The sequence below is a fragment of the Nocardiopsis mwathae genome, assembly GCF_014201195.1.
In the GTDB taxonomy this organism is placed as follows: Bacteria; Actinomycetota; Actinomycetes; order Streptosporangiales; family Streptosporangiaceae; genus Nocardiopsis_C; species Nocardiopsis_C mwathae.
Genome location: NZ_JACHDS010000001.1, coordinates 5,811,627 through 5,828,658 on the forward strand (window position 1 = coordinate 5,811,627; position 17,032 = coordinate 5,828,658).

General features: G+C 70.1%; 19 protein-coding genes. 9 read left to right on the forward strand and 10 right to left on the reverse strand.

Annotation, left to right across the window (positions count from 1 at the left end):
- The first annotated feature begins 4 nt into the window (after window positions 1-4).
- The 3 genes from nuoN (at window position 5) to HNR23_RS25610 (ending at window position 3,486) form a co-directional block, all read left to right on the forward strand.
- On the forward strand, window positions 5-1,657 hold the full coding sequence (gene nuoN, locus HNR23_RS25600; protein WP_184080890.1) for an NADH-quinone oxidoreductase subunit NuoN: 1,653 nt from the start codon (window positions 5-7) through the stop codon (window positions 1,655-1,657).
- Window positions 1,658-1,792: 135 nt separating this feature from the next.
- Window positions 1,793-2,797, forward strand: coding sequence for a polyprenyl synthetase family protein (locus HNR23_RS25605; RefSeq protein ID WP_184079512.1), 1,005 nt, complete (start codon window positions 1,793-1,795; stop codon window positions 2,795-2,797).
- Between the two features lie 254 nt (window positions 2,798-3,051).
- Window positions 3,052-3,486: a PRC-barrel domain containing protein gene (locus tag HNR23_RS25610; RefSeq protein ID WP_343070722.1), complete on the forward strand. Its 435-nt coding sequence runs from the start codon at window positions 3,052-3,054 to the stop codon at window positions 3,484-3,486.
- On the opposite strand, the gene rarD is transcribed toward HNR23_RS25610, so the two are convergent.
- Complete coding sequence (gene rarD, locus HNR23_RS25615) at window positions 3,453-4,472, reverse strand: EamA family transporter RarD (protein ID WP_184079514.1); 1,020 nt, start codon at window positions 4,470-4,472, stop codon at window positions 3,453-3,455. The genes HNR23_RS25610 and rarD overlap by 34 nt on opposite strands.
- 189 nt (window positions 4,473-4,661) lie before the next feature.
- Between rarD and msrA the strand changes: the two genes are divergently transcribed.
- Window positions 4,662-5,327, forward strand: coding sequence for a peptide-methionine (S)-S-oxide reductase MsrA (gene msrA / locus HNR23_RS25620; RefSeq protein ID WP_184079516.1), 666 nt, complete (start codon window positions 4,662-4,664; stop codon window positions 5,325-5,327).
- 73 nt (window positions 5,328-5,400) lie between these two features.
- On the opposite strand, the gene HNR23_RS25625 is transcribed toward msrA, so the two are convergent.
- A complete protein-coding gene (locus HNR23_RS25625) occupies window positions 5,401-5,997 on the reverse strand; it encodes a Uma2 family endonuclease (RefSeq protein ID WP_184079518.1) in 597 nt (198 codons plus the stop codon).
- A 264-nt stretch (window positions 5,998-6,261) separates the two neighbouring features.
- On the opposite strand from HNR23_RS25625, the gene HNR23_RS25630 reads away from it, so the two are divergent.
- The gene (locus HNR23_RS25630; RefSeq protein ID WP_184079520.1) at window positions 6,262-6,648 is read left to right on the forward strand and encodes a VOC family protein; all 387 of its coding nucleotides are present in this window, start codon (window positions 6,262-6,264) and stop codon (window positions 6,646-6,648) included.
- A gap of 80 nt (window positions 6,649-6,728) precedes the next feature.
- On the opposite strand, the gene HNR23_RS25635 is transcribed toward HNR23_RS25630, so the two are convergent.
- The 5 genes from HNR23_RS25635 to HNR23_RS25655 form a co-directional block, all read right to left on the reverse strand.
- The gene (locus HNR23_RS25635; RefSeq protein WP_184079522.1) at window positions 6,729-7,280 is read right to left on the reverse strand and encodes a hypothetical protein; all 552 of its coding nucleotides are present in this window, start codon (window positions 7,278-7,280) and stop codon (window positions 6,729-6,731) included.
- A 214-nt stretch (window positions 7,281-7,494) separates the two neighbouring features.
- On the reverse strand, window positions 7,495-8,157 hold the full coding sequence (locus HNR23_RS25640; protein ID WP_184079524.1) for an NAD(P)H-binding protein: 663 nt from the start codon (window positions 8,155-8,157) through the stop codon (window positions 7,495-7,497).
- A 9-nt stretch (window positions 8,158-8,166) separates the two neighbouring features.
- A complete protein-coding gene (locus HNR23_RS25645) occupies window positions 8,167-8,862 on the reverse strand; it encodes a phosphatase PAP2 family protein (RefSeq protein ID WP_184079527.1) in 696 nt (231 codons plus the stop codon).
- A gap of 413 nt (window positions 8,863-9,275) precedes the next feature.
- Entirely contained in the window at window positions 9,276-10,298 is a 1,023-nt protein-coding gene (locus tag HNR23_RS25650) for a 2-oxoacid:ferredoxin oxidoreductase subunit beta (RefSeq protein ID WP_184080894.1), read from the reverse strand.
- A gap of 85 nt (window positions 10,299-10,383) precedes the next feature.
- Entirely contained in the window at window positions 10,384-12,237 is a 1,854-nt protein-coding gene (locus tag HNR23_RS25655) for a 2-oxoacid:acceptor oxidoreductase subunit alpha (protein WP_184079528.1), read from the reverse strand.
- 779 nt (window positions 12,238-13,016) lie between these two features.
- On the opposite strand from HNR23_RS25655, the gene HNR23_RS25660 reads away from it, so the two are divergent.
- On the forward strand, window positions 13,017-13,886 hold the full coding sequence (locus HNR23_RS25660) for a M48 family metalloprotease (RefSeq protein WP_184079530.1): 870 nt from the start codon (window positions 13,017-13,019) through the stop codon (window positions 13,884-13,886).
- Between the two features lie 263 nt (window positions 13,887-14,149).
- On the opposite strand, the gene HNR23_RS25665 is transcribed toward HNR23_RS25660, so the two are convergent.
- Window positions 14,150-15,130 carry a helix-turn-helix domain-containing protein gene (locus HNR23_RS25665; protein ID WP_343070724.1) on the reverse strand — a complete coding sequence of 327 codons (981 nt, stop codon included), beginning with the start codon at window positions 15,128-15,130 and terminating at the stop codon, window positions 14,150-14,152.
- 161 nt (window positions 15,131-15,291) lie between these two features.
- Window positions 15,292-15,549 (reverse strand): GntR family transcriptional regulator, encoded by a 258-nt coding sequence (locus HNR23_RS25670; RefSeq protein ID WP_343070725.1) that lies wholly within the window; start codon window positions 15,547-15,549, stop codon window positions 15,292-15,294.
- 156 nt (window positions 15,550-15,705) lie between these two features.
- Here HNR23_RS25670 and HNR23_RS25675 point away from each other — a divergent pair, with 156 nt between their 5' ends.
- Genes HNR23_RS25675 through HNR23_RS25685 form a run of 3 tightly spaced genes read left to right on the forward strand, consistent with a single transcriptional unit; the run spans window position 15,706 to window position 16,279 of the window.
- Window positions 15,706-15,852 carry a hypothetical protein gene (locus HNR23_RS25675; RefSeq protein ID WP_184080920.1) on the forward strand — a complete coding sequence of 49 codons (147 nt, stop codon included), beginning with the start codon at window positions 15,706-15,708 and terminating at the stop codon, window positions 15,850-15,852.
- Window positions 15,849-16,064, forward strand: coding sequence for a hypothetical protein (locus HNR23_RS25680; protein WP_184079534.1), 216 nt, complete (start codon window positions 15,849-15,851; stop codon window positions 16,062-16,064). The genes HNR23_RS25675 and HNR23_RS25680 overlap by 4 nt, the downstream gene beginning before the upstream one ends.
- Window positions 16,061-16,279 carry a hypothetical protein gene (locus HNR23_RS25685; RefSeq protein WP_184079536.1) on the forward strand — a complete coding sequence of 73 codons (219 nt, stop codon included), beginning with the start codon at window positions 16,061-16,063 and terminating at the stop codon, window positions 16,277-16,279. The genes HNR23_RS25680 and HNR23_RS25685 overlap by 4 nt, the downstream gene beginning before the upstream one ends.
- A gap of 205 nt (window positions 16,280-16,484) precedes the next feature.
- On the opposite strand, the gene HNR23_RS25690 is transcribed toward HNR23_RS25685, so the two are convergent.
- Window positions 16,485-16,982 (reverse strand): YajQ family cyclic di-GMP-binding protein, encoded by a 498-nt coding sequence (locus HNR23_RS25690; protein ID WP_184079538.1) that lies wholly within the window; start codon window positions 16,980-16,982, stop codon window positions 16,485-16,487.
- Between the last annotated feature and the right edge of the window lie 50 nt (window positions 16,983-17,032).

The window sequence follows — 17,032 nt, forward strand, 5'->3', positions numbered from 1 at the left end:
CCCGATGGTCTCGGCGCCCGCTGCGGTCCTCGCCGCACCGGTCATCACCGAAGAGGCCCCAAGAATCGACTACTGGCTGCTCTCCCCGATGCTGGTGATCTTCGCCGCGGGGGTGATCGGCGTGCTGGTCGAGGCGTTCGCCCCCAAGGAGCGGCGCAGGGCGATCCAGCTCGGCCTCACCATGGCCTCGGTGCTGGGCGCGTTCGTGCTGGCCGTCCTGCTGATCGGGGAGATACCGGCCGGGGAGGCCGGAACCACGGTGGCGCTGGGCAGCGTGGCCATCGACCGCGTCTCGCTGTTCCTGCAGGGCACGATCCTGGTGCTCGCGTTCGTCAGCCTGCTGCTCATCGCCGAGAACCGGCACTCCGAGGCCGCGTTCGCCGCCCAGGCCGCCGCGGTGCCCGGCAGCGAGGAGGAGCGCGGGCACATCCTCGCCGGGTCCCGGCACACCGAGGTCTACCCCCTGGTGCTGTTCGCGGTCCTGGGCATGATGCTGTTCACCTCGGCCAACGACTTCCTCACCCTGTTCGTCGCGCTGGAGGTCATGAGCCTCCCGCTGTACCTGCTGTGCGGACTGGCGCGCACCCGCCGCCTGTTCTCCCAGGAGGCGGCGGTCAAGTACTTCCTGCTCGGGGCGTTCTCCTCGGCGTTCTTCCTGTTCGGCATCGCGCTGGTGTACGGCTACGCGGGCGCGGTCAACTTCGCCGATGTGCACGCCGCCATCGAAGCGGGCGGCGCCGACGTGTTCGCCGACCCCGAGTCCGCCCAGCCGCTGCTGCTCGCCGGCATCGCGCTGATCGCCGTCGGGCTGCTCTTCAAGGTCGGCGCGGTACCGTTCCACAGCTGGAAGCCCGACGTCTACCAGGGCGCGCCCACACCGGTCACCGCACTCATGGCCTCCTGCACCCTGGTCGCCGCCTTCGGTGCGCTGCTGCGGGTGTTCCTCGTGGCGTTCGGCGCGTCGGTGGCCGACTGGCGCCCGATGCTGTGGGTCGTGGCGATCCTCACCATGGTGCTGGCCGCCGTCATCGCGGTCACCCAGCGGGACATCAAGCGGCTGCTGGCCTACTCCTCGGTGGTGCACGCCGGGTTCGTGCTGACCGCCGTCGTGGCGGCCAGCCCCGAAGGCATGGCCGGCGCCATGTTCTACCTCGCCGCCTACGGCTTCACCACCATCGGCGCGTTCGCCGTGGTGACCCTGGTGCGCACGCACGAGAACGGGCCCGAGGCCGGGGAGCTGACCCGGTGGGCCGGGCTCGGCCGCACCTCTCCGCTGCTGGCCGGGTCGCTTGCGCTGTTCCTGCTGGCCTTCGCCGGCATCCCGCTGACCAGCGGGTTCATCGGCAAGTTCGCGGTGTTCCAGGCGGCCATGGCGGCCGGCGCCACCCCGCTGGTGGTCGTCGGTGTGCTGAGCAGCGCCGTGACCGCGTTCTTCTATGTGCGGATCATCGTGCTGATGTTCTTCGCCGAACCGGCGGCCGAAGCGCCCACCGTGATCCGGGCCGGGGCCTTCACCGGTTCGGCCATCGCCGTCGGGGTCGCCGCCACCCTGGTGCTGGGCGTCTTTCCGGCGCCGCTGCTCGACCACCTCTACCCGCCGGACGGGGCGGGCATGGAAGTGCAGGCCGTTGTGCAGGCCAGCGGGTTCGCTCGGTAGCCGAGAGAGCTCGGTGGGTGGCTTTGGCTGTTCATTCGCCGTCGGATAACTTGGCTATCCGGTCTGTGTTCATCCCGAGAGCGCGCGATACGTCCGGTTGGGTATCGCGCGCCCGTTGACATGTGGAGCTTTCAGGTGAGCGGTGCTGTCCCGAGCGGTTTCCTCGCTTTGCCGTCGATCGACGCGACCCTCGCTCGGGAGGTCCAGGAAGGCCTGGAACAGGTCGAGGAGGTGCTGCGGGAGTCGGTGACCTCCAGCGAACCGATGCTGTACGAGGCCGCCAGCCACCTGCTCGCCGCCGGCGGCAAGCGTTTCCGGGCCACCCTCGTCCTGCTCGCGGCCCGCTTCGGCGACCCGACCTCCACCGACCTCATCAAGGCCGCCGCCGTGGTCGAGCTCACCCACGTCGCCACCCTCTACCACGACGACGTGATGGACGAGGCCGAGCTGCGCCGCGGCGAGCCCAGCGCCAACCAGCGGTGGGGCAACACGATCGCCATCCTCACCGGCGACTACGTGTTCGCCCAGGCCTCGTTGATGCTCGCGGACCTGGGCACCGACGCCGTGCGGATGCAGGCGCGCACCTTCGCCCGGCTGGTTCAGGGGCAGATCCTGGAGACCTCCGGGCCGCGCGAGGGCACCGAGGCCATGGACCACTACCTGCAGGTCGTCGCCGACAAGACCGCCTCGCTCATCGCCGCCTCGGCCGAGATGGGCGCCATGTTCGGCAAGGCCGACCCCAAGGTCCAGGACACCATCGCCCGCGCGTGTGAGGCGCTCGGCACGGCATTCCAGCTCTCCGACGACATCCTCGACATCGACAGCGAGTCCGTCGAGTCCGGCAAGGTACCCGGCACCGACCTGCGTGAGGGCGTGCTGACCCTGCCCATGTTCCACGTGCTGCGGGGCACCGACCCGGCCGACGCGCGGCTGCGCGACCTGCTCGGCCGCGAACTCGACGACGCCGAGACCGAGGAGGCGCTGCGCCTGCTGCGCGCCCACCCGGCTATGGACGCGGCCCGCGCCGACCTGCTCTCCTGGGCGGACCGGGCGCGTGCCGAGCTCGCCACCCTGCCGACGGGCGCGCCGCGCGACGCGTTCGAGGCGCTGTGCGACTACGTGGTGGAGCGCACCGGCTGACGGCGCCACCCCGCCCACGAACGCCGAGGAACGGCCCGCGCCCCGATCGGGGCGCGGGCCGTTCGCACTGTTCGAACGGGTCATGTGAGGTCCTGAAAAAGGTAACGGCGCAGTAAGTCCGGCATGGCGGTGGAGGGTCGGGGGAATCGGCACATTGCACACTGGTTGTCCCGCGGCGGCGCTGTGAGCTGCGCGGATCCGGGAGTCGGGCACCACGGCGTCCGGGGGCAGGCGACACGGGGGAGTGAATCGGTGTGACAGCACAGCTAGGCGTTCAGCACCTCATCGGGCATCGGCTGCTGGACCGGGACGGCGCATGCGTCGGCAAGATCGGCCAGATCTTCTACGACGACCGGACCGACGCGCCGAAATGGGTGACGGTCCGCTCCGGGCTGTTCGGCACACGCGAGAACTTCGTTCCGCTCCGCGGCGCGCGGCTGTCCGAGGGCGACCTGCAGGTGCCCTACGCGAAGTCCGTGATCAAGTCCGCCCCCGGCTTCCAGGTCGAGGCGCACATCTCCATGAAGCAGGAAGACCTCGTCTACGAGCACTACGGCCTGGAACCCGAGGCCCCCGGTCAACGCGCGGCCGAGCCGATCTGGAGACCCAAGGGCAAGCACGCCCGGCGCCCCGACGTCCCCGCACAGGAGGAGCGCTACCGCGACAGCCGCGGCGGAGACGCGGCCTGACCCGGGGCGTCGGCACACCCCGCGTCCCCGACCGCTGCCACCGGCCTCGGAGACAGCGGGGTCTCGGAGCCGGTTGCCACCGCACGGTCCTCGCGACCGGCGGCGGGCGGGCGCGGGCCGGTGTGGCGCAGCATATCGACCACGAACACCACCAGTGCGACCCACACGATGCCGAACCCGACCCACCGGCTGAGCGGCAACTCCTCGGCGAAGACCAGCCAGGCGAAGAGGAACTGCATCACCGGCACCATGAACTGCAGGAGACCGATCATGCTGAGCGGGATGCGCCGCGCCGCCGCGCCGAAGCAGAGCAGGGGGACGGCGGTGACGACGCCCGAACCGATGAGCAGGAGCGTGTGCTGGGTGGACACGCCGGTGAACGTCCCGGTGCCCGAATGCCCCAGGAAGAGCAGGTAGCCGAGCGCCGGCAGGAATATCAGCAGTGTCTCGACGGCGAGGCTGTCCAGACCGTCGAGGCTGACCAGCTTCTTCAGCGCCCCGTAGGTCGCGAACGTGAGCGCGACGGTGATCGACATCCACGGGAGGGCGCCGTAGGCGTAGGTGAGGACGGCGACCGCGAGCGCGCCCAGCGCGACGGCGATCCACTGGGCGCGGCGCAGCCGTTCGGCGAAGAACAGCACCCCGAACACGATGCTGACCAGTGGGTTGATGAAGTAGCCGAGCGCGGCCTGGGAGGTCTGCCCCGAGTTCACGGCATAGATGAAGACACCCCAGTTGACGGAGATCGCGGCGGCCGCCCCGGCGAGGATGAGCAGCTTCCGGCGGTCGCGGAACGCGGCGAGCAGTCCGTTCCAGCGTCCGCGCGCCGCGAGGATGACGGCGACGGCGAGCAGCGCCCAGACCATCCGGTGGGCCAGGATCTCGACGGACCCGGCGGCGTCGAGCAGGGGCCAGTAGAGGGTGGAGAAACTCCAGATGAGGTAGGCGCTCGCTCCGAAGAGCACGCCGCGCTTGGATTCCGACACGCGGTTCAGATTATTGGAAGTATCATCGGATGAATAGTTAATTCTGCTTATGCGATCGCTGAAGCGAGCGGAAAGCCTCGGCCCCTGGCCGGTGCGGCCACCGGTGCGCAGCGCCGATCACCGTGGGTACGCGGGAGCGGTCGGGTTCCGCATCGGGTCGGGACATCGCACACGGACTAGGCTGGGCCCATGTTCGGGCAGAGAACCACCATGGTCGACCGGGCCGAGGCACTGCCCGGCCGCGACACTCCGATCCCCGCGCCGCCGCCCCACGAGGTCCTCGGCACGTCGCTGACCCCGACCTACCCGGCGGGTAGCGAGATCGCCGACTTCGGCATGGGCTGCTTCTGGGGCGCCGAACGCAGGTTCTGGCGGATCGGCGCCGAGAACGGCATCATCACCACCGCCGTGGGCTACGCGGGCGGCTACACGCCCAACCCCACCTACGACGAGGTCTGCACCGGCCGCACCGGCCACACCGAGGCGGTCCGCGTCGTCTTCGACCCGCGCCGGATCTCCTATGCCGACCTGCTCAAGGTGTTCTGGGAGAACCACGACCCCACCCAGGGCATGCGCCAGGGCAACGACGTCGGTACCCAGTACCGCTCGGCCGTCCTCTACCACGACGACGCCCAGAAGGCCGCCGCCGAATCCACCCGGGACGCCTTCCAGTCCGTCCTCACCCGCTCCGGCTTCGGCCCGATCACGACGGAAATCCTCCCCGCGGGCGACTTCTACTTCGCCGAGGCCTACCACCAGCAGTACCTCGCGGACACCAAGAACCCCGGCGGCTACTGCGGTATCGGCGGCACCGGCGAGTCCTGCCCGGTGGGGATCGCCCGCACCGGCGAGTGAGCACTTGCTGAACTGACCGTTCACAGGTTGGGCGACACGCGCAACGCGCGTCGCCCAACCTATGCGTCACGCCTCATTCGCCGCTGATGCGCTCTCTCCATTCATCGCCTTCAGCGGCGAGCCAATACGGCACAAGCTTGATCGGGAAGGGGGTATCGGTCTCGAAGACCTCTTCCCCGTAAACCTGCGTCACTTCGGTGTACTGACCGCTGTCGAGCCGGAGCTCGACCAGGCCGATCTTGTCCGGCGCAGGGTTGATGATCCAGTAGGACTCGATGCCGAACTCCGCGTACTCCCGCCGCTTGGTGTGGGTATCGCGGATCACACTCTCCGGGGAGACGATCTCGACCGCCAGTAGAGGAGGGCGGGTGAGATAAGGGTGCTCTCGTTCCTCCGTACGGATGACCGCGATATCGGGGATGCGGTGGTGCGTCCGGTCGGCGTTGAAGTTGATTCCCGGGCCGCTGGCCACGGTGAATCCCTCGGGCGCAACGGCGAATGCCAGGTAGGCGGTCAACCTTGTGTCGATGGTCGTGTGGTTGAAGACCGGTGCCGGAGACACGTCAAGCCTCCCGTCGACCAGCTCGTAGCGGCGCCCGTCGTCGGGCATCCGTTCGAGGTCGTCGACGGTCAACGGCCGCGTGGGAGGTTCCGGCTTCCCGATGCTCATGACAGACATACTGCCCCCCTTCTCGCATGGAGACCAGTATTCGGATCTGTGTTCGGCTACGGGTGAGTGCGAGGAAATTCGCGGAGCCGCTGTGTCAGATTCTCTGAGGTGTGCGGGATCGACGACGTCGAAGTGTCGTACGAGCGGGATACATTCCTCGGGCTGGGGACGATTTGTCGTCGCCCTCGGCCAGCCCACGCAAAGGCTGGGCAAACGCCTCGGAGCGGGGAAGACGGCAGAGGCATCCGAACCTAGGTTGGATCAATGATCACCAAACTGCACTCCACCACCATCATCGTCGCCGATCAGGAAGAGGCCCTGCGCTTCTACGTCGACACGCTCGGCTGGGAGAAGCGGGAGGACAACACCATGGGCGAGATGCGCTGGCTCACCGTGGCGCCGCGCGGGGCACAGACCGCCGTCGTCCTCGGGCAGCCGGAGGTCTACGACCGGAAGCCCCCGGCTCCGGGCGAGGCCAAGGGCTGCGGCATCTCGGTGGTCACCGATGACATCGACGCCGAGTACGCCTCGCTGCGCGCCAAGGGCGTCGACTTCACCCAGGAGCCGGAGACGATGCCCTGGGGCGACAAGGCCACCTGGTTCAACGACCCGTCCGGCAACCAGTTCTTCCTCGTCCAGCCGATGGAGTGACGCACGCTTCCCACGGTGTCCACGCCGAACGGCCCGCGTGCTGACGCGCGCGGGCCGTTCGGGTGGAGTGGGGAGGGCGGTTACCAGCCCTGCTGCTGGCCGTAGCCCGGGTACTGCTGGCCGTAGCCGGGCTGTTGACCGTAGCCCGGGTACTGCTGCTGGTCGTAGCCGTAGCCCTGCTGCTGGTCATAGCCGGGGTACTGCTGGCCGTAGCCCGGGTGCTGCTGGCCGTACGCCTGCTGGGGGTGGCCGCCGGTCTGCTGGTAGCCGGAGTAGGCATCCTGCTGCTGGGCACCGGTCGGATGCTGCTGGTAGGCCTGCTGGGCGCCCGTGCCCTCCTGGGCCGCCTGGTCCTTCCCTGGCCGGCCGGCGTCCTGCTGCGGGTCGAGACGGAAGATGAACAGCCGCATGGACTTGCCCTCGGAGTCCTCCGTGGGCGTGATCATGTCCAGCCGCCATCCGGCCTCCTCGATGCCTTCGAGGATGCGGGTGAGGCCCGGCCGCACCTTGCTGGTGCCGTCGTCGTAGCTGTTCACATCCAGCTGGATGATGAACATCCTGCGCTTCTGCTGCGCGGCGACCTTGGCATGCTCGACGACGGTGCTGTCCCTCACGACCTGCGTGACGCTCATGTGTCAACCGTACCTATCCGCTCGATTGGGCGCGGATCCTCCCCGCGGGCGCGGGAAGCACCGCCGGCGCGCCGCTTCCGGCGGCTACGGCACCGGTGAACCTCGCGGTCCGCCCGGAGAGGCCGCAGCCGGGCCGCACCGCACCCATGATGCCCTCTATGCGCCCATCTGACCACAAGGTTCCGGCCGCCGACCCCGGCTCCCCGCGCCCGTGCTACTCCGCCAGGGCGGCCACGGCATCGGCGACCGGGGTCTCCCCGTCCACGAGTTCCAGGACCCGGCCGATCGTGGCCGGTTCGTCGAGCAGCGCGACGATCACGGCGGCGACGTCGTCCCGGCTCACCGCAGCGCGCCCGGTCTTCTCGGCCAGCCGGACCTTCCCGCTGCCCGGCTCGTCGGTCAGCCGCCCCGGACGCAGGATGGTCCAGTCGGTCTCCAGGCTGCGCTCCCGAAGGTCGGCGTCGGCCGCCCGCTTGGCCTCCACGTAGGCCGCCCACACCGGCTCGGCGTCGGGAGCGGGGCCGTCGTCGACGCCGATCGCCGAGACCATGATGTAGCGGCGCACCCCGGCCAGTGACGCGGCGTCGGCCAGCAGGCGCGCCGCCGCGCGGTCGACCGTGTCCTTGCGCGCCGCCCCGCTGCCCGGCCCGGCGCCGGCGGCGAACACCACCGCGTCGGCGCCCATGACCTTCTCGGTCAGCTCGGTGGCGGTCGCGGCCTCCAGGTCGATCACGACGGGTTCGGCGCCCGCGGCCGTGACGTCTGCGGCGTGGTCGGGGTTGCGGATGAGGCCGACGGGGGTGTCGCCGCGGTCGGCCAGCAGCCGTTCGAGTCGCAGCGCGATCTTTCCGTGCCCTCCGGCGATGACGATTCGCATGGTCGCAGGCTACGCCTTCGTCGCCGGGGCGGGAATCGGCCGGTCCCAGCGGCGCGCGATCGGCGGCAGGAACGTCCACAGCAGCAGTGTCAGCGCGACCGTGAACACGCCGAGGCTGATCCCGGCGACGATGTCGGTAGTCCAGTGCACGCCCAGGAGGGGGCGGCTGAACGCCGTGCTGGCCGCGATGCCGACGGCGACGACCCAGGCGAACGTCCGCCAGCCGCCGCGCAGCAGCGGCAGGACGGCGAAGAGCAGGATGGCCATGCCGGTGACGGCCATGAGCGCGTGCCCGGACGGGAAGGACGGGCCGACGCCGGTGGCGATCGGGTCGGTGAACTCCGGGCGCGGCCGGTCGACGCCCACCTTGATGATCAGCCCGAAGAGGTTGGCCAGGAAGACGGTCGCACCCGCCCAGACCGCGGTGCTGAACTGACGCCGGATCAGCAGCCACAGGGCGGCCAGGAGGGACACGATCCGCATCGCCCAGGTCCCGAAGGCCTCCGTCCACAGCTCCAGGCCGTGGGCGAGGGCGGGAGAGGGGGAGACGGCGTCGTACAGCACCCGCGCCACCGACAGGTCGAAGGAGATCAGCGGATCCCACCGCGCGGCGACGAGCGGGAGCAGGACCAGCAGCGGGATGACACCGATGGCCATCGTCGTGGCGAGGACGCCGCGTCGGGCGGGCAGCGGGCCGGGAGCCACGTGGCGGTCACCGTCCTGTGGGGTCCGGGGGGCCGGGGACGGCCCGGTGCGGTCGGGGGTAGGGGTTGTGGAATGTGCGCTCATAGGGGCGAAAGACTAACAATCAGGGGGATCAAAGTGGAGTGAAACCGGCCATCGGGTAGCGGATCCGCAGCGCCGCGCCTCCCTCACCTACGCGTGTACCTCGGGCGCGCCGGTATGCGGCTCTCCGCCCGGGACCGCGGCGAGGACACCGGGGCATGCCGACGGAAGCGTCGAATCGAGTCCAGGGTAAGGATTCCGGCCGGGTGCGCGGGCCCGAATACGCCCCCTGGGGCCGCGAACACGTGTGGGGCGGGGCACCGGGTCGCCGGTGACCCGCCCCACACGCCTCCGGCGGCGCCCCGTGGGCGAGCGGGCAGGCGGAGGTCGGGTCAGTCCACTGTCCAGGTGTCTCCGCTGGCCAGCAGCCCGGCCAGCTCGCCGCGGCCCTGCACCGCCTGGGCCTCGCCCAGTTGCTCGGCCATGAGCTCGTCGTAGGTCGGCCGCGCGACATCGCGGAAGATCCCCACCGGGACGTGGTCGAAGGCCGGGTAGTCCAGCCGCGACAGCGCGAACGCGTACCCCGGGTCGGCGCGGTGCGCGTCATGGCGGAGGATCCGCTCCTCGCCGACCTCCGCGACGTCGGCGACGCCCAGCTCGCCGTACTCGCCGAGCACCACGCCCCGGTCCGCACCGACGAGCAGCGGCTCGCCGTGCTCCAGCCGCAGCAGCCGGGTGTCCCGCTCGGCCGGGTCCTTCAGCGGCTCGAACGCGTCGTCGTTGAAGATCGGGCAGTTCTGGTAGATCTCCACGAACGACGCACCCTCGTGGTCGGCGGCGGCGCGCAGCACACCGGTCAGGTGCTTGCGGTCGGAGTCGACGGTGCGCGCCACGAACCCCGCCTCGGCACCGAGCGCCAGCGACACCGGGTTGAACGGGGAGTCCAGCGACCCCATGGGCGAGGACTTGGTGACCTTCCCCGGCTCCGAGGTCGGCGAGTACTGCCCCTTCGTCAGCCCGTAGATGCGGTTGTTGAACAGCAGCACGTTGATGTTGACGTTGCGGCGCAGCGCGTGGATGAGGTGGTTGCCGCCGATCGACAGCCCGTCGCCGTCGCCGGTGATCACCCACACCGACAGGTCCGGGCGGCTGGCCGCCAGGCCGGTGGCGATCGCCGGGGCGCGCCCGTGGATCGAGTGCATGCCGTAGGTGCTCAGGTAGTAGGGGAAGCGCGAGGAGCAGCCGATGCCCGACACGATCACGATGTTCTCCCGGGGCACCCCCAGCTCCGGAAGGAACCCCTGGAACGCCGCCAGGATCGCGTAGTCACCGCAGCCCGGGCACCAGCGCACCTCCTGGTCGGACTTGAAGTCCTTCATCTTGTAGGAGACGTCGGCACGCGGGACGAGCTTCAGCCCCTTGGGGGACCACCCGCCCTGCGCCGGTGACGCCCCGGAGCCCGGGGCGCTGCCATCGCCGCCGCCGGGGCCGCGCACACTCTCACTCGCCACGGTCGATGACCTCCTGAAGCACGCCCGCCAGCTCTTCGGCCTTGAACGGCAGGCCGCGGACCTTCGTGTATCCGATGACGTCGACCAGGAACCTCCCGCGCAGCAGCAGCGCGAGCTGGCCGAGGTTGATCTCCGGGACCAGCACCCGGTCGTAGGCCCGCAGCACCTCGCCCAGGTTGGCCGGGAAGGGGCTGAGGTGGCGCAGGTGGGCCTGGGCGACATGGCCGCCCGCACGGCGTACGCGCCGCACGGCCGCCCCGATCGAACCGTAGGTGCCGCCCCACCCGAGCACGAGCACGCGCGCGTCGCCCGTCGGGTCGTCGACCTCCAGCGGCGGGATGTCCCGCGCGATCCCGTCGACCTTGGCCTGGCGGGTGCGCACCATCAGGTCGTGGTTGGCCGGGCTGTAGGAGATGTCGCCGCTGCCGGAGCTCTTCTCGATGCCGCCGATGCGGTGCTCCAGCCCCGGCGTACCCGGCACCGCCCACGGGCGGGCCAGTGTCTCGGGATCGCGGTGGTAGGGGAGGAACCCGCCGTCGGGCCCGTTGGGCGCGGTGGTGAACTCCACCGACAGGTCGGGCAGCCCGCCGACGTCGGGGATGCGCCAGGGTTCGGACCCGTTGGCGAGGTAGCCGTCGGAGAGCACGATCACCGGGGTCCGGTACGTGACGGCGATCCGGGTGGCCTCGATCGCGATGTCGAAGCAGTCCGAGGGCGAGCGCGGTGCCAGCACCGGCAGCGGCGACTCGCCGTTGCGCCCGAACATCGCCATCAGCAGGTCGGCCTGCTCGGTCTTGGTGGGCATGCCGGTGCTGGGTCCGGCCCGCTGCACGTCGATGACGATCAGCGGCAGCTCGGTCATCACGGCCAGCCCCAGGGTCTCGGCCTTCAGCACCATGCCCGGCCCGGACGTCGTCGTCACGCCGAGGGAACCGCCGAACGACGCACCCAGCGCCGCGCCGACCCCCGCGATCTCGTCCTCGGCCTGGAACGTGCGCACACCGAACCGCTTGTGCTTGGACAGCTCGTGCAGAATGTCGGAGGCCGGCGTGATCGGGTAGGAGCCCAGGAACAGCGGCAGCCCCGACAACCGGGCCCCGGCGATCAGGCCGTAGGAGATCGCCACGTTGCCGGTGATGTTGCGGTAGGTCCCCGGTGCCAGCCGGGCCGGCTTGACCTCGTAGGACACCGCGAAGTCCTCGGTGGTCTCGCCGAAGTTCCACCCCGCCTGGAAGGCGGCGAGGTTGGCCGCGAGGATCTCCGGCTTCTGCGCGAACTTCGACTTCAGAAAGCCGTGGGTGCCCTCCGTCGGCCGGTTGTACATCCAGGACAGCAGCCCGAGCGCGAACATGTTCTTCGCGCGCTGGGCGTCCTTCTTGGAGATGTCGAAGTCCTCCAGCGCCTTGACCGTCATCGAGGTCAGGGGGACCGGGCTCACCTTGAGGCGGGAGAGGCTGCCGTCCTCCACGGGGTCGCCGCCGTAGCCGACCTTGGCGAGGTTGCGCTTGGTGAACTCGTCGGTGTTGACGATGACGACGGCGCCGTCGGGAAGATCGTCGACATTGGCCTTGAGCGCGGCCGGGTTCATCGCCACCAGCACGTCGGGGGCGTCGCCCGGGGTCATGATGTCGTGGTCGGCGAAGTGCAGCTGGAAACTGGACACGCCGGGGAGCGTCCCCGCGGGGGCGCGGATCTCCGCGGGGAAGTTCGGCAGGGTGGACAGGTCGTTGCCGAACGACGCGGTTTCCTGGGTGAAGCGGTCACCCGTGAGCTGCATCCCGTCGCCGGAGTCCCCTGCGAACCGGATGATGACACGGTCGAGTTGTCGGACCTGCTTGGTCACTGAGATCGCCGACCTCCTTGGGGGAGCCGCCGGGCACGGGGACGGCGGCTCGATGCGGTGACTCGGTCCTCGCCCGCTCGGCCGACCCGTGGCGGATGGTGCGTTCGCCCGGGCGTTCGCCTGAGACCTCGCCGGAGCGGGGCGGAACCGGGTGGATTTCACGGCCGCGGTCGCGTCACCGTCGCCGCCGGAAGCGGGGGCGGAGCCGCGTGCGGTGGCGGACCGTTGCGCCGCGCCTCCTCGGGACTGGGCACGGGACGGGCCGCGGGGGGTTCAGGGTCGACACATCACCCCGGCGGTGCGGACGGTGTCCAGGAGCGGACGGCCGACGCGCGGCGCCCCCGGCTGGGCGATCAACGTGATGAGAACCACTCTTGCACTATAGGTCGTCCTTGTCGGGGGAGTGGTGCGTGGTGTGCTAGATCACACCCCTGGGTGCGGTGCGGCGCTCCGGGGTCGGTAGGGGCTGCGTCGGTGGGAAGGGCGGGGTGGCCCGCGCTGTCCTGCGCTTCTTACGGCGGCGCGCCGGCGGGAGGCCGCGCGTGAGGCCGCACGGCCGTGTGCCGGTGCGGCCGACACCGGCCGACCGCACCGCGTCCTGGTGGCCCGGTTGTTGCCGAGATGGGAGATTTTGCGGCGCTGCGTACTTTTCTGTTGCCTTCCGCCCACCCTGCGGTGTGGTTCATCCCCCGGTGACGGGAACGCACGGCCACGATCCGCGCGTTCGTAAGGGTGGATGGCCTGGAGAGGGGCCGGAGAGTGAGGAGGGCGCAGTCGTCGTGCACCGCAATACGATCCGCGCAGCGTGCCTGCTCGCCGGTCTCTCGGCGCTGGTCGTCCTGGGCGGCTGGACGATCGCCGGTGCCCAGGGGCTGCAACTCGGGATCGTCCTGGTGATCGTGATGAACGGCCTCGTGCTGTTCTTCGGCGACTCCATGGCCTTGCGCGCCATGCGGGCACGGCCCATCAGCGAGATCGAGCAGCCCGAGCTCTACCGGATCGTGCGTGAGCTGGCCACCGAGGCGCGCCAGCCGATGCCGAGGCTCTACCTGTCGCCGACACCGGCACCCAACGCCTTCGCCACCGGGAGGGGGCCGCGCCGGGCCGCCATCTGCTGCACCACCGGGCTGCTGCGCCTGCTCAACGAGCGCGAGCTGCGCGGTGTCATCGCCCACGAGCTGGCGCACGTGCGCAGCCGCGACACCCTGGTCTGCTCGGTCGCCGCGACGCTGGCCGCCATCATCACGTCGCTGACCGCCCTGGCGCTGCTGCTGCCGCTCGGCGACTCCGAGGACGAGGACGTGCCGAGTCTGCTGGGCGGGCTGCTCTTCCTGGTGCTCGGCCCGGCCGCGGCCATGGTGGTCCGGGTCGCCGTCTCCCGCGGGCGGGAGTACCGTGCGGACGCGGCCGCGGCCCGCCTCACCGGCGACCCGGTGGGCCTGGCCAGCGCGCTGCGCAAGATCGAGGTCGGCGCGCGGACCCACCCGCTGCCGACCGAGGGGCGGCTGCTGGCGTCCGGCCACCTGATGATCACCCACCCGTTCCCGCCGCAAGGGATGAGCCGGATCTTCGCCGTGCATCCGCCCACGCGCGAGCGCATCCGCCGCCTGCGCCGCCTGGCCGAGGACGAAGGCTGGGGCCTGCGGTGAACCGGGCCGCCGCCCTCGCCCTCGCCCTCGCCCTCGCGCGCCGAGCCGGCGAGGCGCGGATGCCGTCGGCGGGCGACCCGTCCGGCGGAATCGGCTAGCGGTAGTTCACGAACTGGAAACGGGGGTGGAGCCACCAGGGGCTCCACCCCCCTTAAGCCTCTCTGACCTGGCATTTCATGTCTCATCGCGTCGCGTCGAATCTCGCTCGATTCCAACCCTGTGTGCCCTGGATGTGCCCTCCTCCAGGCACACACCAGGAGCGTCTAGGCGTCGGCGTGCGCCTCGTCGAGCGCGTCCCGGTATTCACGCGCCCACTCGGCGCCCCGCTGGTCGTCGGGTAGACCGTCGAGTCCCACCCGGAGGTTCTCGGCGGCGTCGGCGTGGTCGCCGAGTGCCAGCAGCGCCAACCCGATGCCCATCCGGGAGAAGGTGGGCGAGAGCCAGTAGGCCGTGTCCGGGGGCGCCTGGTCGGCCGACGCGTCGGCAAGGTCGGCCGCCTCGTCGAGCAACCGGCGGGCGTCGTCCCGCTGCCCGAGCCAGGCGTAGCCGTGGGCGGCTTGGACGGCGTCGCCGACGCGCTGTAGGGGCGTGGCGCCGGGCGTGTGGTAAGCGGCGAGGAACCACCGCACGACCGCCCGGGGGCGTTGCTGCTGGCGCGCTAGGTACCCCTTGAAGTTCGCGGCTTGCGCGGCCAGCTCCCCGCTTCCGACGTCGTCGGCGCGTTCTTCGGCGGCGGTGAGCCAGCGGACCGCGTCGGCGTCGTTGCGGGCTTCGGCGTGCAGCCACCCGATGAACTGGGCCCATTCGGCGGCGACCTTGTGGAAGTCCTCCGCGTGCGGGCCGCGCGCATCGCGCGCCAGCTTGTCGATGCTGTCCCATTGCGCGGTGGTCGCGGGCAGCATCGCCACGGCGGGGAACACGTCGTCGAGTCGCCGTTGTGCGGCCAGGGCTCCGGCGAGTGCGTCCACGGTGCCCCTGTCGAGCCGCGAGGGTGCGGCGAGGGTGCGGGCGATGCGGGCGCGGTCGTCGGGGGTCAGGGCGTCGGCGAGTTCCACCAGCGCGCCCTCGGCGCCGAGGAGTTCGTCAAGGGCGTGGGCGAGCTGGGATGAGGGGCGTTGCTTGCCGTTGAGCACGCGCGACAGGTAGGCGCGGTCGTAGTTGAGCGTCCGCGCGGCTTGGCTCATCGACATACCGCGTGCGCGTAGCGCGTGGCGGACGCGAGAGGCGAAGTCGGTCACGGGCACTCCCGGGTTGACCGTTGACTGTCACGGTAGTCAACACCGGTCAACTTCCGCCGGACAAGGGGCGGCCACCATGCTGCCGTCATGGGAACCGACCACGCCACGCTCCCCCAATTCGTCCGGCCTGCCGCCATAGCTCCAGATGATCATTCCTATACCGCTGGCTACTGGTCGGAGTCGGGCTTGGCATCCGGCTGCATCACAACGAACGAACCCATGCCGGGCTCCGTGTACACCAGGCCATCCGCCCGCAACGCCCGCATGACCTTCTGGCCGGTAGCGGTTGCTATGCCGAACTCCTCGTGCAGCTGGATGACCGAAGGAATCCGCGTTCCAGGCGCATAAGTCCCAGAGCGGATGCGTTCCTTGATGATCTCGTGAACCTGGCGCCACCTGGGGCGATTGTCAGCTAGCTCTACCACGAAGCACACAGTAGAGAGTCATCCCATGGTTGGGCGAGCGATAGCATGACACGCTTGCTATAGCACACTGTAGTTCGGTTGTGTAAGGTCGGTAGACACAGAAGACCCCGGCGGCGTGGGGCGCCCCGGGGCACGGCCACCAGCTGTCAGGAGCTGATGACGATGTCCATCCTGCCATCGCGGCGGAGCCGCCGCATCCGCCCGTACATCACCGCGCTGGAACACCGGCGGGCCATCGAGGCCCGCCGGTTCCGGCAGTTCGCCGGACTGGTCGCGCTGAAGGCGATGGAGGTCGCGCGATGACCTCCGCTATCCGTGTCGTCCTCGGCGACATCACCGTGTTCCGCGAGTCCGAGCTTCCGTTCCCGCAGCGCTACACCGCCCGCTACCTCGGGTTCACGATCCGCCTGCGCACCTCCCGCGGCGACGTCTTCCGCGCGCTGGTGCGCGAGTGCGGACTCACCCGCGACCAGGCCGCCCGCCTGCTCAACCAGGTGGACAGGGGCCGACGATGACCACCTGGTGTGAGATCAAGGACGTCGGCGACCCGATCCGGCTGCGAGCATGGGCCAACGCCATGGGCGCCCCGATCGTCCGCTCCGGCTACACCCTGGACGGCCGCGTCGTCCTCAGCGCGACCTGTCCCCACTGCGAGCGGCTGACCATCGTCGCCACCACGTCGGAGAAGAGCCTCTACCCGCCGATCGTGTGGAGGTCGCCCTTCGAGTAGCCAGATCCCCGCAACCGCCTGAACAGAACCCCGCCGTTACAGGGGACGGCGGGGTTCGTGCTGTTCGGGAAGCGCCCACCCTTGGCGTGTACGGGCACGATGGCGTCCACTCTCCGCCCCGAACTCGGAGACATGTGCCCCGGGTGTGCCCTACGGCAGTGGCCGGAGCATGAAACTGCTGGTCAGAGAACCGGGCGGCTAGCGGTCAGCGGTAGTTGACGAACTGGAGGGCCAGGTCGAGGTCCTTCTCCTTGAGCAGGTTGATGACCGACTGCAGATCGTCCTTCTTCTTGGAGCTGACACGCAGCTCCTCGCCCTGGATCTGGGCTTTGACGCCCTTGGGGCCCTCTTCGCGGATGATCTTGGAGATCTTCTTGCCGTCCTCGGTGGAGATGCCCTCCTTGAGGGCGACCGGCAGGCGGTACTCCTTGCCGGAGATCTTCGGCTCGTCGGCCGGGTCGAGGACCTTCAGCGAGACGCTGCGCTTGATCAGCTTCTCCTTGAACACGTCGTATGCGGCCTTGACGCGCTCCTCGGAGTTGGCGCGGACCTCCACGCCCTGGTCGCCCGACCAGCTGATGGAGGCGCCGGTCCCCTTGAAGTCGAAGCGCTGGGAGAGTTCCTTGCCGGTCTGGTTCAGCGCGTTGTCGACCTCCTGGCGGTCGAGCTTGGATACGACGTCGAAACTGGACTCAGCGGCCACGTGTGTTCACACCTTTGACAGACGGTTGGCAGACGACCTTCGGGACCGCC